The 12,611-nt window shown below is 74.0% G+C and carries 12 protein-coding genes; 9 read left to right on the plus strand and 3 right to left on the minus strand.

The window, feature by feature from the left end; genetic code table 11:
• Positions 1–130: 130 nt before the first annotated feature.
• Together A8711_RS20310 and A8711_RS20315 are read left to right on the plus strand one after the other, a co-directional pair.
• Positions 131–1,588, plus strand: coding sequence for a DedA family protein (locus A8711_RS20310; protein WP_043329599.1), 1,458 nt, complete (start codon positions 131–133; stop codon positions 1,586–1,588).
• 32 nt (positions 1,589–1,620) lie between these two features.
• Entirely contained in the window at positions 1,621–2,493 is an 873-nt protein-coding gene (locus A8711_RS20315) for a lytic transglycosylase domain-containing protein (protein WP_043329600.1), read from the plus strand.
• Between the two features lie 79 nt (positions 2,494–2,572).
• Here the strand turns inward: A8711_RS20315 and A8711_RS20320 are convergent, their stop codons facing one another.
• Positions 2,573–4,708, minus strand: coding sequence for an efflux RND transporter permease subunit (locus A8711_RS20320; protein ID WP_043329601.1), 2,136 nt, complete (start codon positions 4,706–4,708; stop codon positions 2,573–2,575).
• Between the two features lie 134 nt (positions 4,709–4,842).
• Between A8711_RS20320 and A8711_RS20325 the strand changes: the two genes are divergently transcribed.
• The 5 genes from A8711_RS20325 to A8711_RS20345 all read left to right on the plus strand — a co-directional run bounded on the left by A8711_RS20325 (position 4,843) and on the right by A8711_RS20345 (position 10,101).
• A complete protein-coding gene (locus A8711_RS20325; RefSeq protein WP_043329603.1) occupies positions 4,843–5,367 on the plus strand; it encodes a MarR family winged helix-turn-helix transcriptional regulator in 525 nt (174 codons plus the stop codon).
• Between the two features lie 2 nt (positions 5,368–5,369).
• Entirely contained in the window at positions 5,370–7,022 is a 1,653-nt protein-coding gene (locus A8711_RS20330; protein WP_069089079.1) for a CocE/NonD family hydrolase, read from the plus strand.
• A 170-nt stretch (positions 7,023–7,192) separates the two neighbouring features.
• Positions 7,193–8,101 carry a hypothetical protein gene (locus tag A8711_RS20335; protein ID WP_069089080.1) on the plus strand — a complete coding sequence of 303 codons (909 nt, stop codon included), beginning with the start codon at positions 7,193–7,195 and terminating at the stop codon, positions 8,099–8,101.
• Between the two features lie 97 nt (positions 8,102–8,198).
• Positions 8,199–8,774 (plus strand): helix-turn-helix transcriptional regulator, encoded by a 576-nt coding sequence (locus A8711_RS20340; protein WP_069089081.1) that lies wholly within the window; start codon positions 8,199–8,201, stop codon positions 8,772–8,774.
• A 52-nt stretch (positions 8,775–8,826) separates the two neighbouring features.
• Positions 8,827–10,101: an MFS transporter gene (locus A8711_RS20345; RefSeq protein ID WP_069089082.1), complete on the plus strand. Its 1,275-nt coding sequence runs from the start codon at positions 8,827–8,829 to the stop codon at positions 10,099–10,101.
• A gap of 51 nt (positions 10,102–10,152) precedes the next feature.
• Here A8711_RS20345 and A8711_RS20350 read toward each other — a convergent pair whose 3' ends face one another.
• Positions 10,153–10,356 (minus strand): cold-shock protein, encoded by a 204-nt coding sequence (locus tag A8711_RS20350; protein ID WP_013287480.1) that lies wholly within the window; start codon positions 10,354–10,356, stop codon positions 10,153–10,155.
• A 181-nt stretch (positions 10,357–10,537) separates the two neighbouring features.
• Between A8711_RS20350 and A8711_RS20355 the strand changes: the two genes are divergently transcribed.
• Entirely contained in the window at positions 10,538–11,212 is a 675-nt protein-coding gene (locus tag A8711_RS20355) for a methyltransferase (protein WP_043331125.1), read from the plus strand.
• Between the two features lie 89 nt (positions 11,213–11,301).
• Positions 11,302–11,910, plus strand: coding sequence for a DedA family protein (locus A8711_RS20360; RefSeq protein ID WP_069089083.1), 609 nt, complete (start codon positions 11,302–11,304; stop codon positions 11,908–11,910).
• Between the two features lie 45 nt (positions 11,911–11,955).
• On the opposite strand, the gene A8711_RS20365 is transcribed toward A8711_RS20360, so the two are convergent.
• A complete protein-coding gene (locus A8711_RS20365; protein WP_043331130.1) occupies positions 11,956–12,609 on the minus strand; it encodes an MBL fold metallo-hydrolase in 654 nt (217 codons plus the stop codon).
• Positions 12,610–12,611 lie beyond the last annotated feature (2 nt).

Consider the following 12,611-nt stretch of genomic DNA (forward strand, 5'->3'; position numbering starts at 1 on the left):
CCCTCCATACTCCTGTCTGCGGTAGCCCGGGCACGCCTCGGGGTCACCCCGAGATCGCCCGGATCTGCGTCGAAAGTGCTGTGCCGACCGTTCCAGCGACTGGCATGCTGACACCCGTGCGGGGTGTCCGATGCCTGACCTGCTGAGCTGGCTGCAGGAGCTGCCGCCCCTGCTGATCTACCTGGCCGCCGCGGCGATCGTCGCGGCGGAGACCGCGGTGATCGTCGGGCTGCTGATGCCCGGCGAGGCGACCCTGCTTCTGGTCGGCTTCCTAGCGTACGCGGGGACGCTGCGCCTCGCGCCCGTGCTGGTGGCCATGACCGCCGCCGCCGTGATCGGAGACACACTCGCGTGGCGGGCCGGGCGGCGGTACGGCCCACGGCTGCGCGCCTCGGGGGTGGGCGCCCGGATCGGGGCGCACCGGTGGCGGCGGGCCGATTCGCTGCTGGACCGGCTGGGCGGTCGCGGCGTGCTGGCCGCCCGCTGGATCGCGTTCGCCCGTACGCTGGCACCCCGGCTGGCCGGGTCGGCCGGAATGCCGTACCGGCGGTTCGCGCCGTGGAACCTCGCCGGGGTGGCGAGCTGGGTCGGCGCCTCGGTGCTGGCCGGTTACCTGGCCGGGGAGTCGTACGAGCGGGTGTCGAAGCTGCTCGGCCAGGCCACCGGGGCGGTGCTGGCCCTGCTGCTGTGCCTGCTCGGCGTGGTGCTGGCGGGCCGCTGGCTGGGGCGCAACCCGGACCCGGTGCGCGCGCTGGCCGCCCGGGCCGCCGCGCTGCCGCCGCTGCGCTGGCTGCGGTCCCGGTACGGCGTGCTGTTCTTCCTGGTCGCGATGCGGGTCGGCCCGGCCTGGAGCCTGCTGGTCAACCTGGTGCTGGGGCTGGCGCTGCTGTTCGTCGCCGGGCTGGCCGTGGCGCTGCTGCTGGAGGCGGTGGTCCGGCACAGCGGGCTGGGTGTCCTCGACGGGCTGGTCTCCGACTGGTTCGCCGCCCGGCGTACCCCCGGGGTGGTCGACGCGGCGCAGGCCGCGGTGTCGGGGCTGCGCGGCTGGCTGCTCATCGCCGCGGTCGCCGTGGTGGCGGCCGTGGTGACGGGGCGGGGCCGGCCGTGGCGGGCCGACCCGCTCGGGGTGCTGGGCACCGTCGGCGCGGCGGTGCCGCTGGTGTTGCTCGTCGTTGTCGCGGAGCTGACCGATCCGGGTGGCCCGGACCGGGCCGGTGACCTGTTCCCGACCCAGAACGCGGTGGTGACGGCGAGCTTCGGCACGCTGGCCTGGCTGCTGTCCCGCGGCGCGCGCTGGCCGGTCGGCGTGGCCGTGTGGACGGCCGCGTCGGCAGGCGTGGTCATGGTCACCGGCGCGCGGCTCTACCTGGGACTCAGCACCGCGAGCGGCACCGTCACGGCGGTGCTGCTGGGCATCGCCTGGACCACCGTGTTCGTGGTGGCGTGGGCGACCCGGGACCGGCTGGCGGACGGCGCCGAGCGGCCGGACCCGGCGGATGGCGGCCCGGCCCCACGGGACGCGCCGCCCCGGCCCCGGCGGCGCCGGTCGGCGTCTCGGGTACCCCGCGGACCTGCCGATCCTTGTTAGGGTGCGCCGACGGCAACGACGGGGGAGGTCGGATGCGGCGAGGATTCGGCAGGTGGGCCGCGGTGGCGGTGGCGGCGCTGCTCGCGACGGGCACGCTGACGGCGTGCGGCGAACAGGAACGGCCGGTCCGCGAGGTCGCCGCGGACCTGCCCACGGCGGCGCCGGCGGACGAACCGCAGGAGGCGCCCGCCGACGCGCCCAGCGAGGAGCCACCGGCGGTCGCGGCGATGGGTGGGCGGCCCAGCCCGAGCGCGTCGGCGAAACCGAAACCGGCCGCGAAGCCGTCCCGCACGTCCACGGCCCCGCTGGCCAAGCCGAAGCCGCCGACCGAGACCCAGGTGCCTCCCGCCCCGCCGAAGCCGGCGGACGAGGGCTGTAAGCCGAGCTACCGGGGCACCAAGGCCAGCCAGAGCCAGGTGAAAGCGGCGCTCGCCGATGCCGCGGCGCGCACCTACTGGCCCACCTCGGCGCCGGACATCCGCATCCCGTCGGCCCTGATGAAGGCCACCGCCTGGCAGGAGAGCGGGTGGCAGTCCAACATCATCGCCTGCGATGGCGGGGTCGGGCTGATGCAGGTCATGCCGGCCACGGCGGAGTGGATGAACCAGCGGTTCGGGCAGTCGTACGACATCGACGCCTACCGCGACAACGCCTACCTGGGCGGCACGTACCTGGCCTGGCTGACCAAGTACATCGGCGACATGTACTTCGAGTCCGACTACCGCCTCGACGCCTCGCTGTGCACGTCCACGTTGAACTCCTGCCTGCTCAACGCCGTGATCGCGGCGTACAACTACGGGCACGGCGCGGTGGCGCGGGAGGACCAGCCGCTGACCATCCCCAACCCGCAGTACGTGCGCAACGTGCGGGCGCTGATGACCGAGTGCGAGTGCCTGAGCTTCTGAGCGAACGAGCGAACGAGCGAACAGAACAAACGAACGGGCGGGGCCGGCGAACGTGCCGGCCCCGCCCTGTCCGTCCAGGTCAGTCCCGCGCGGGCACCGGCTCGGCCGGCGCGTCGACGGCGTCGCTGGGCGCGTCGGCGTCCCGGGTGATCCGGCCGGGCCACCAGAACCGGTCGCCGAGCAGGAACGCCAGCGACGGCACCAGCACGGTACGGACCAGCAGCGTGTCCAGCAGCACACCGATGCAGACGATGATGCCGATCTGGGTGAGCGTGATCAGCGGCAGCACGCCGAGCACCGCGAAGACCGCGGCGAGCAGCACGCCCGCGCTGGTGATGACGCCGCCGGTGACCCGCAGCGCCGACAGCATGCCGTCGCGGGTGCCGGTGCGCCGGGCGTCCTCCCGGGCCCGGGTGACCAGGAAGATGTTGTAGTCGACGCCGAGCGCCACCAGGAAGACGAACGCGAGCAGCAGCACCCCGCTGTCCAGCGCCGGGAAGTCCAGCACGTGGTCGAAGAGCAGCCAGGCCGCGCCGAGGCTGGCGAAGAACGACGCGATCACGGTCACCACCAGCAGCAGCGGCGCCAGGATTCCGCGCAGCAGCAGCACCAGCACCGCGCCGACCAGCAGCAGGATGAGCGGCAGGATCAGCTTGAGGTCCTTGGTGTTCGCCTCGTTCGAGTCGTAGGTCGCGGCGACCGAACCACCGACGAGGGCGCCGTCGGGGGCGTCCGCGCCGTCCACGGTGGGCGGCGCGGAATCCGGTACGGCGGCCACGGCGTCGCGCAGCGCCACCACGGCCCGGTCGGAGGCGGCGCTGCCGGGCTCGGCGGTGAGCACCACGTCGATCTGGGCTACCCGGTCTCCGGCGGCGCCCGGCCGGGCCGAGGCGACCCCGTCGACGTCGGAGGCGGCGGCGAGCACCGCCGGGGCGGCCTGCGGGTTGGTGAGCACCGCAACCGGCTGGGTGCTGCCGGCCGGGAACGCCCGGGCGAGCGTCTCCGCCCCGGCGACCGCCTCCGGCTTCTCGCTGAACTGCTCGGTCTCGGACAGGCCGGTGCGGATGCCGAGGCCGCCGAGGGCCAGGCCGGCGAGCAGCAGGACGGCGAGCGCGGCGACCGGCAGCGGCCGGCGGATGACCATCTCGCCGAGGCGGCCCCAGATCCGGCCCTCGCGCGCGGCGCTGCCGACGCGGGGGATGAACGGCCAGAACAGGCCCCGGCCGAACAGCAGCAGGGCTGCGGGGAGCACGAACAGGGCGGAGAGCATGGCGAGGATCACACCGGTGGCGCAGGCGATGGCGAGCGCCCGGTTGGTCTCCTGCTCGGACAGCAGCAGCGTGAGCACGCCGAGGACGACGGTGCTGCCGCTGGCCAGGATCGGTTCGGCGGTGCGGCGCAGCGCCGAGCGCATGGCGGCGAACCGGTCCTCCTCCCGGCGCAGCTCCTCCCGGTAGCGGGCGATGAGCAGCAGGGCGTAGTTGGTCGCGGCGCCGAACACCAGCACGCTGGCGATGCCGGTGACCTGGCCGCTGGGCAGGTAGATGCCGAACGCGGGCACGAGGGACTCCACCACGCGCAGCGTGATCTGCTCGGTCGCGCCCACCACGAGCAGCGGTACGAGCCACAGGAACGGGCTGCGGTAGGTGACCAGCAGCAGCACCGCCACCACGGCGGCGGTGACCAGCAGCAGCGTGGTGTCCGCGCCCTGGAACACCTTGCCCAGGTCGGCGGTGAACGCGGGCCCGCCGGTGACCTCGACGGTCAGCTCGCCGGGCAGGTCACCGACCGTCTCGCGGAGCTTCTCCACCTCGTCGACCACCGCCGACGGGCCGCCCTCGGTGGACAGCGGCACCGCGACCAGCGCCACGGTCCCGTCCGGGGAGACCTGGGCGGGGGAGACCCGGCCGCCGGCGGCGAGTGAGCTCAGCTGGCCGGTGAGGCCGTCGAGCTGACCTCGGTCGGCGCCGCTCAGCGGGGCCTGGTCGGCGCGGCTGACCACGACCAGGGCGGTCTGGGCGTCCTTCGAGGGCAACTGGTCCTGCAGCCGTTCGACCTGCGTCGACTGCCATTTCACGGACAGGCCGGTGCCGGAGACCGGGTCGGGATTGTCCGGCTTCGGCAGCCCGAAGGCGACTACGCCGACGACGAGCGCGACGGCCAGGGTGAGCCAGGCGGCGAGCCGGCCCCGGACGACGCGGGAGAACAGTGACATCGGATGCCCTCACTATTTGGTCGCGGAGGATTCTCTCTGAACGAGTATCTTGATAAGCGAGATTATCCGGGGTGGTTCTATGCTGCAACCGGATCAGTTCGGGCAGGGGGTGTCGGCGAACGGTGGCGCACAGGATGTACCGGCGACGGGACGACCCGCGCGGGCGGATGATCGCCGAGATCACCAACGACCTGCGCCGATACTCCGTCGACGCCCAGCACATCGGGCACGCCTTCGCCGGACTGCACGGGCTCAACGCCACCGACCTGCAGGCGTTGATCGCGGTGATGGAGGCCGAGTTGATCGGCGACCCGATCACCCCCGGCCGCCTCGGTGAGGCGCTCAACATCTCCTCCGGGTCGGTGACCGCCCTCGTCGACCGCCTGGAACGCGGCGGCCACATCCGCCGCGACCGGGACACCGCCGACCGCCGCAAGATCCTCCTGCACTACGCCGACCGTGGCGCCACGCTGGCGCAGAGCTTCTTCGGCCCGCTCGGGCGCCGCACCGACGAGGTGATGGACCGCTTCACCGACGACGAGCTGGCCGTGGTGCAGCGGTTCATGGCGGAGATGGTGCGCTCCATGCGTACCCACCGGGACGAGATCCGCGCCGCGCCCCGCCGCGGCGCCGCACCCGGCCCCGGCGAGGGCGACTGACCGTGCGGCTGGTCACCCGGGCCGCCGCCGCGGCGCTGCGACTACCGGCCGCCCGCACCGGGCGGGTCACCGTCACCCGGGACATCCCGGTCCGGGTCCGCGACGGGGTGACGCTGCGCGCCGACCACTACGCCCCCGACCTGCCCGGCGCGCACTGCGTGCTGATCCGCACCCCGTACGGGCGGGGCGGGCCGATCCGCCTGCTCGGCCGCCTGATCGCCGAGCGGGGCTTCCACGTGGTCATCCAGTCCTGCCGCGGCACGTACGGCTCGGGCGGCGAGTTCGCGCCGCTGGTGCACGAGCGCGACGACGGCCTCGACACGCTGGACTGGCTGCGCCGCCAGCGGTGGTGGACCGGCGCGTTCGGCATGTTCGGCGCCAGCTACCAGGGCTTCGTGCAGTGGGCGCTCGCCGCCGAGGCGGGCGACGAGCTGCGCGCGATGGTCGCCGTGGTGACCGCGTCGGGCACCCGCGACTCCACGTACGCGGGGGAGTCGTTCGCCCTGGACACGGTGCTCACCTGGGCCGAGCTGCTCCAGGCGCAGACGGTGCCCTGGCTGGCCCGGCAGTGGGAACTCAAGCGCGGTCAGCCCCGCCTCGTCCGTGCCCTGGCGCACCTGCCGCTGGCCGAGGCGGACCGGGTCGCCACCGGTGTCACGGTGCCGTTCTTCCAGGAGTGGCTGCGCCACCACACCCCCGACGCCGACTACTGGCGTACCCGGGTCTTCGGCGAACGGATCACCGAGGTGCGCGCCCCGGTCGCCATGGTCAGCGGCTGGCAGGACATCTTCCTGCCGGCCCAGCTCGACGACTACGCCCGCCTGCGGGCCGCCGGAGCGCGACCCCGCCTGGTCGTCGGCCCCTGGACCCACGGCAGCCCGGGGCTGCTCCTGGCGTCGCTGCGCGAAGGGCTGGACTGGCTCGACACGCACCTGGCGGGGCGGCCCGCGCCGCAGCGCGCGCCGGTGCGGGTGCACGTCGGCGGCGCCGGCGGCGGCTGGCGTGACCTGCCGGACTGGCCGCCGCCCGCCACGCCCGTGCGGTGGCACCTGCGCTCGGGCGGCGGGCTCGCCCCGGAGCCGCCGGAGCCCGGCACCACGCCCGACCGCTTCTGGTACGACCCGGCCGACCCGACCCCGTCGCTGGGCGGGCCGCTGCTCGTGGCCCAGCGGGCCGGCGCGGTCGACAACCGGCCGGTGGAGGCCCGGCCGGACGTGCTCACCTACACCACTGGGCCGCTGCCGGAGCCGGTCGAGGTGGCCGGGCCGGTACGCGCCGAGATCCACGTGCGCAGCGAACTGTCGTACCTGGACGTGTTCGTGCGTCTGTGCGACGTGGACCGGCGCGGGCGTTCCTGGAACGTCTGCGACGGGCTGGTCCGGGTCGAGCCGGGCCGGTTCCCGCGCGATCCGTCCGGTGTGGTCGCCGTGCCGGTGACGCTCTGGCCGACCGCGTACCGCTTCGCGCCCGGGCACCGGCTGCGGGTCCAGGTCTCCGGTGGCGCCCACCCCCGGTACGCGCGCAATCCCGGCACCGGTGAGCCACTCGGCACTGCCGTGACTCTTCGTGCTGGTTGGCGAGAGATTCTCAGCGATCGTGAGCATCCCTCGGGGTTGGAGCTGCCGCTCACGCGGACACCGTCCACAGCGGGCTGATAGTCCAAAAAACCGTCCCTGAGCTGGGCACTTTTGCCTAACCGTGGTTAAGCTCGGAGCAAGTGCCCGGTGCCGTGCAGTTATCCGGCGGGGCGCGTCCGCGGATCACACGCCATCACGCGGTGTGATTGTCGTGCCCTCGCCGGTCATCGATCGGAAGGGGATCTGCCATGACGTCGGCCCCGGCGAACCTGCTGGCCGTCCGGAACCTGTTGCTCACCTATCTCAACGTCGACAAGAAGGCCGTACGCGCCGACGACCTGGAGCCGGCGGAGGTCGGCATCGTCGGCGACCCCAACCACCGGGGCGGCTACCACTGCGGATCCGACCGGGTCGTCACGAACGACTACTCGGTGGTGGAGTCCACCCGGGACCGGTCCGGCCTGACCCTGTACGCGTCCGCGTTGGACGTCGGCACGTTCTCCGTCCGCTCCGGCGGCGGTACGCACAACCTGCGGACGTTCTCCACCTGGATGGTGGCGCAGTGCGTGGCGAACGCGGCCGACACCCGGGACATCCGGGAGATCATCTACTCCCCGGACGGGCGGACCGTGCGCCGCTGGGACCGGCTGGGACGGCGCACCAGCGGCGACAGCAGCCACCTGTACCACACGCATTTCAGCTTCTTCCGTGACTCGACAAAGGCGGGGCGTGACCTGACCCCGCTGTTCCGCCGCTATCTGACCGCGATCGGAATGATCGCCACCGCGAAACCGGAGGACGACATGGAACAGACCGACCGGCTCATCAAGGACACCGGCTCGAAGAACCGCACTGTGGGCGACGTCCTGGCCGACCTGCAGAACCTGCGCAACTGGCTGATCTCGCCGGCCAACACCGCCGGGCTGGTCAACCCGCCCATGCCCAACTCGCCGTTGCAGCAGATGCTGGCGATGCTGCGCGCCTGGCCGGCGCTGGTCGCGCAGGTGAACGAGTTGTCCGGCCGGGACTTCACCGACGAGCAGCAGATCGTCTCCGGCGTGCTGGCCGGGTTGCCGCCGGAGAAGATCGCCGAGGCCATCCCGCCGCAGATCGCCCGGGACGTGGCCGACGAGTTGTCCCGGCGGTTGATCGCCTGACGGTCCGGCGCCGCGACCGCGGGTCGCGGCGCCGTCGGCCGGCGCATTCCGCAAGAGCTGTTGCGCAACAGCTCTTGCGAATGTGAGACTCGGGCGCATGGAACAGCGGACCGTCCGGCAGATCACCGACTCGCGGGTGCTCGCCGCGCTCGCCCACCCACTGCGCCGCCGGCTCATGGACGTGCTCAAGGTGTACGGCCCGTGCACCGTCGGCATGCTCGCCGACCGCACCGACCAGGCGCCGGCGAACGTGAGCCACCACCTCAAGGTGCTGGCCGCCGCCGACCTGCTGGTCGAGGCGCCCGAGCTGGCACGCGACCGCCGGGAACGCTGGTGGCGGCTGCGCGATCGCGGGGTGCGCTGGTCCAACAGCGACTTCGGCGACGACCCGGCGGCCCGGGTGGTGGCCGACGCGGCCAGCTCGCTCAACCTGGAGCGGCACGCCGAGCTGGTCCGCGCCTGGCACGCCGCCCCTGACGAGGCGCACGCCGCGTGGGGAGAGGGGCCGTTCAGCACCGACAAGTGGCTGCACCTGACCCCGGACGAGCTGGCCGAGCTCAGCCGTGAGGTGATCGCGCTGTTCGCACGGTGGGCCGACCGGCCGGCGCCCGAGGACGGGCAGCGCCGCGAGCCGGTCTTCGTATTCGCCCACGGCGTCCCGGGCCGGCCGTGACCGTCCACCGCGTTCCGGCGCCGCCCGCGAACGCCTTACCGGGACGCCCGTCGTGACCGCCCCCGCGCGCATGTCGGGGCCGGCCGCCCCGACGCGCGGAGGGCTGTTCCGGCACCGCGACTTCCGGCTGCTCTGGACCGGCCACACGGTGAGCGCCGTCGGCAGCAACATGACCGCAGTGGCGCTGCCGCTGGTCGCGGTCGCGGTGCTCGACGCGAGCACGTTCCAGGTGGCGGTGCTCACCGCCGCGGCGTGGCTGCCCTGGCTGCTCGCCGGCCTGCCGGTCGGGGCGTGGGTCGACCGGGTCCGCCGTCGCCCGGTGATGATCGCCGCCGACCTCGCCGCCGCCGCGTTGTTCGCCAGCGTGCCGGTGGCCGCCCTGGCCGGGATGCTCACCGTCGGTCACCTGCTGGTCGTGGCGCTCGGCGCCGGACTGGCCCGGGTCTTCTTCGAGACCGCCGACCAGGTCTACCTGCCCACGCTGCTGCGTCCCGAGCAGGTGCCCGAGGCGAACGCCCGGCTGCACGCCACCCAGACCGCGAGCTACCTCGTCGGCCCGGGACTGGCCGGTCTCGTCGCCCAGCTCGTCGGCGCGGTGACCGCTGTGGCGCTGGACGCGCTCACCTTCCTGCTGTCCGCGCTCTGCCTGCGCCGGATCAGCGCGGTCGAGGCCCGGCCGCACCGGGACGCCGGGACGACGTCGCTGCGCCGCGAGGTCGCCGCCGGGCTGCGGTTCGTCGTCCGCGACCCGTACCTGCGGGTGCTGACGGTCTTCGGGGCGGCGAGCAACATCGGGCTGACCGGCTACCAGGCGGTGCTCGTGGTGTTCCTGGTGCGCTCGGCCGAACTCCCGGCGGGCCTGGTCGGCCTCCTGATCGGACTCGCCAGCCTCGGCGGCGTGATCGGCGCCGCGCTGGCCGCGCGCCTGGCCCGCCGGCTCGGCAGCGCACGCGCCGTACTGCTCGCCGGCGCTCTCACCGGGCCGCCCGCGCTGCTCATCCCGCTCGCCGGACCCGGCGCTCGCACGGCGTGGCTGGTGCTCGGCGGTGTGCTCGTGAGCCTGGGCGTCGCGATCGGCAACGTGGTCAAGGGCAGCTTCCGGCAGACGTACACCCCGCACCGGCTGCTCGGCCGCGTCACGGTGAGCATGCATCTGCTCAACTACGGCACCATTCCGCTGGCCGCCCTGCTCGCCGGCGCGCTGGGCGCGCTCTGGGGGCCGGGTGGCGCGATCCGGGTGATGACCGCGTGGCTGGCGCTGACCCCGCTGATCCTGCTGGCCGGGCCGCTACGGAGACGGCGCGACCTGCCGGCCGCGCCGTCCTGATGATGCGCTGCGGCGGCGGTCGGAGCCCCGACCGCCGCCACCGGCACGTCACTACATCGGACGGACGTTGTCCGCCTGCGGGCCCTTCTGGCCCTGGGTCACCTCGAACTCGACCTTCTGACCCTCGTTCAGCTCGCGGTAGCCACTGCTCTGGATGGCCGAGTAGTGGACGAACACGTCCGGGCCTCCGCCGTCCTGCTCGATGAAGCCGAAGCCCTTTTCCGAGTTGAACCACTTGACCGTGCCGGTTGCCATGCGTCTCTCCCTGTTCAATGCGGGCGAGCGCCGGCCCCGCGGCCGGTGGTCGCCCTGTACCACCCCGACAGTAACCGTCCGGACCGCAATCCGCTGCCGGAAGTGCGCGGCGCGCCCATGAATACGTGCCGCGCCGGGAAAATGACCCCGGCGTCGGGCGGGGCGCGGCATGCTTGCCCCGATGAGCACGCAGACGGCTCTGGCCGACCTGGAACAGGAGATCGCGGTGCCCGGCGCGGGCCCGGACCGCCTGCGACTGGTCGACACGCCGTTCGTGCCCGAGGTGCGCCTGCACCTGGCCGAGGACGCCATCCTGTGGTGGGCCCGGATGGAGGCCGCCGCCGGTCGGTCGCTGCCGCCGCCGTACTGGGCGTCGGTCTGGGCCGGCGGGCAGGCGCTGGCCCGGCACCTGCTCGACCACCCCGAACTGGCCGCCGGGCGGCGGGTGCTCGACCTGGCCGCCGGATCGGGGCTGGTCGCCATCGCCGCCGCGCTCGCCGGGGCGGACGAGGTGGTCGCCAACGACATCGACCCGTACGCGGTGGCGGCCGTCACTGTGAACGCCCGCGCCAACCGGGTCCGGGTGGCGGCCGACGGCGACGACCTGCTCGACGGCGTCGCGGGCGCCGACCTGCTGGTGGCCGGGGACGTGCTCTACGACGCCGGACTGGCCGCGCGGGTCCTGCCCTATCTGCGGCGCTGCGCCGACCACGGCGTCGAGGTGCTGGTCGGCGACCCGGACCGGGGTCACCTGCCGCCGGGCGGGCTGGAGCTGGTGGCCAGCTACCCGGTGCCGACCACCGAGCCCTCCGTCGACTCCCCGGTACGCCGGGTGCAGGTGCTGCGACCCCGATGACCCTCAGGGATCTCCGGGTCGGGTGTCGGGGGCCACTGGGGGATCATGCCCGATGTGCCGGGTGACCGGCGGGCCATAGCGTGCAGCTCATGAACGATCTCGTGGCCGCCGCCGGTGAGCTGCCCACCACCCTCCTGATGGGTCTGCTGGGCATCGTGATGCTCGCCGACGCCGTACCCCTGATCGGGGTGCTGGTGCCCGGCGACGCGGCGGTCCTCGCGGCGGTCGGCGCCGGTCGCCCGGCCGGCGGGGCCCTGACCGTCGCCGCGGTGGTCACCGGCTGCCTGGCCGGCTGGTCGCTGAGCTTCTTCGCCGGACGGCGCTGGGGCGGGCAGCTGCGGGAGAGCCGGGTCGGCGGCTGGATCGGCGAGTCCCGGTGGACCGCCGCCGAGACGCTGCTGCACCGCGGTGGCGGACGGATCGTGCTGGTGGCGCCGTTCCTGCCGGTGTTCAACGCGCTGCTGCCGCTGGCCGCCGGCGGGCTGCGGATGTCGTACCGGCGGTTCCTGGCCTGCGCGGCGGCGGGGGCGACCGCCTGGGCCGGGCTCTACGTGGCGCTGGGCCTGACCGCGCGGGCGCTGACCGGGCTGCTGCCCGCGGCGCTCAACCCCACGGTGCTGACCATGGCGGTCGGGCTGCTGCTCGCCGGCCCGGTGCTGCTCGCCACCCGGCGCCGCCTGCGCGCGGTCACCGGCTGACCGCGCCCGGCCCGGCCGCCACGGGGGAGGCCGGACCGGGCGTGTTCACCAGCCGCGGGCGCGCCACTGCGGCAGCGCGGGCCGCTCGGCGCCGATGGTGCTGTCCTTGCCGTGGCCCGGGTAGAACCAGGTGTCGTCGGGCAGCCGGTCGAAGAGCTTGGCCTCGACGTCGTCGATGAGCTGCCCGAAGCGCTCCGGGTCCTGGTCGGTGTTGCCGACGCCGCCCGGGAAGAGAGAGTCGCCGGTGAACAGGTGCGGGGTGCCGGAGGGGTCGCGGTAGAGCAGCGCGATCGAGCCCGGCGTGTGCCCGCGCAGGTGGATGACCTCCAGCGCGCAGTCGCCGACCGGCACCGTGTCGCCCTCGCCGAGCCGCTCGGCGGAGATGGGCAGGCCCTCGGCGTCGTCGGCGTGCACGAGCGCGCGCGCCCCGGTCTTGGCCACCACCTCTTCCAGCGCGACCCAGTGGTCCATGTGCTGGTGCGTGGTCACCACGGCGGCCAGCCCGCCGTCGCCGGCCAGCTCCAGCAGGCGCGGCGCCTCGTTCGCGGCGTCGATCAGCACCTGCTCGCCGGTGGCGTTGCAGCGCAGCAGGTAGGCGTTGTTGTCCATCGGGCCCACCGACAGCTTGGTGACGGTGAGCCGGTCGAGCTCGCGCACGGCCGGCGGCCCGCCGGGCGTGACGTCTCCGGTGTAGGTCATGA

Origin of the sequence: Micromonospora sp. II (assembly GCF_001709195.1) — a bacterium.
Lineage (GTDB): Bacteria > Actinomycetota > Actinomycetes > Mycobacteriales > Micromonosporaceae > Micromonospora > Micromonospora chalcea.

What these genes read in the sequence shown, in the direction of transcription:
- A8711_RS20310 (WP_043329599.1), top strand. Translation starts at nt 131, where the DNA reads ATGCCTGACCTGCTGAGCTGGCTGCAGGAGCTGCCGCCCCTGCTGATC.
- A8711_RS20315 (WP_043329600.1), top strand. Translation starts at nt 1,621, where the DNA reads ATGCGGCGAGGATTCGGCAGGTGGGCCGCGGTGGCGGTGGCGGCGCTG.
- A8711_RS20320 (WP_043329601.1), bottom strand. Translation starts at nt 4,708, where the DNA reads ATGTCACTGTTCTCCCGCGTCGTCCGGGGCCGGCTCGCCGCCTGGCTC.
- A8711_RS20325 (WP_043329603.1), top strand. Translation starts at nt 4,843, where the DNA reads ATGTACCGGCGACGGGACGACCCGCGCGGGCGGATGATCGCCGAGATC.
- A8711_RS20335 (WP_069089080.1), top strand. Translation starts at nt 7,193, where the DNA reads ATGACGTCGGCCCCGGCGAACCTGCTGGCCGTCCGGAACCTGTTGCTC.
- A8711_RS20340 (WP_069089081.1), top strand. Translation starts at nt 8,199, where the DNA reads ATGGAACAGCGGACCGTCCGGCAGATCACCGACTCGCGGGTGCTCGCC.
- A8711_RS20350 (WP_013287480.1), bottom strand. Translation starts at nt 10,356, where the DNA reads ATGGCAACCGGCACGGTCAAGTGGTTCAACTCGGAAAAGGGCTTCGGC.
- A8711_RS20355 (WP_043331125.1), top strand. Translation starts at nt 10,538, where the DNA reads ATGAGCACGCAGACGGCTCTGGCCGACCTGGAACAGGAGATCGCGGTG.
- A8711_RS20360 (WP_069089083.1), top strand. Translation starts at nt 11,302, where the DNA reads ATGAACGATCTCGTGGCCGCCGCCGGTGAGCTGCCCACCACCCTCCTG.
- A8711_RS20365 (WP_043331130.1), bottom strand. Translation starts at nt 12,609, where the DNA reads ATGACCTACACCGGAGACGTCACGCCCGGCGGGCCGCCGGCCGTGCGC.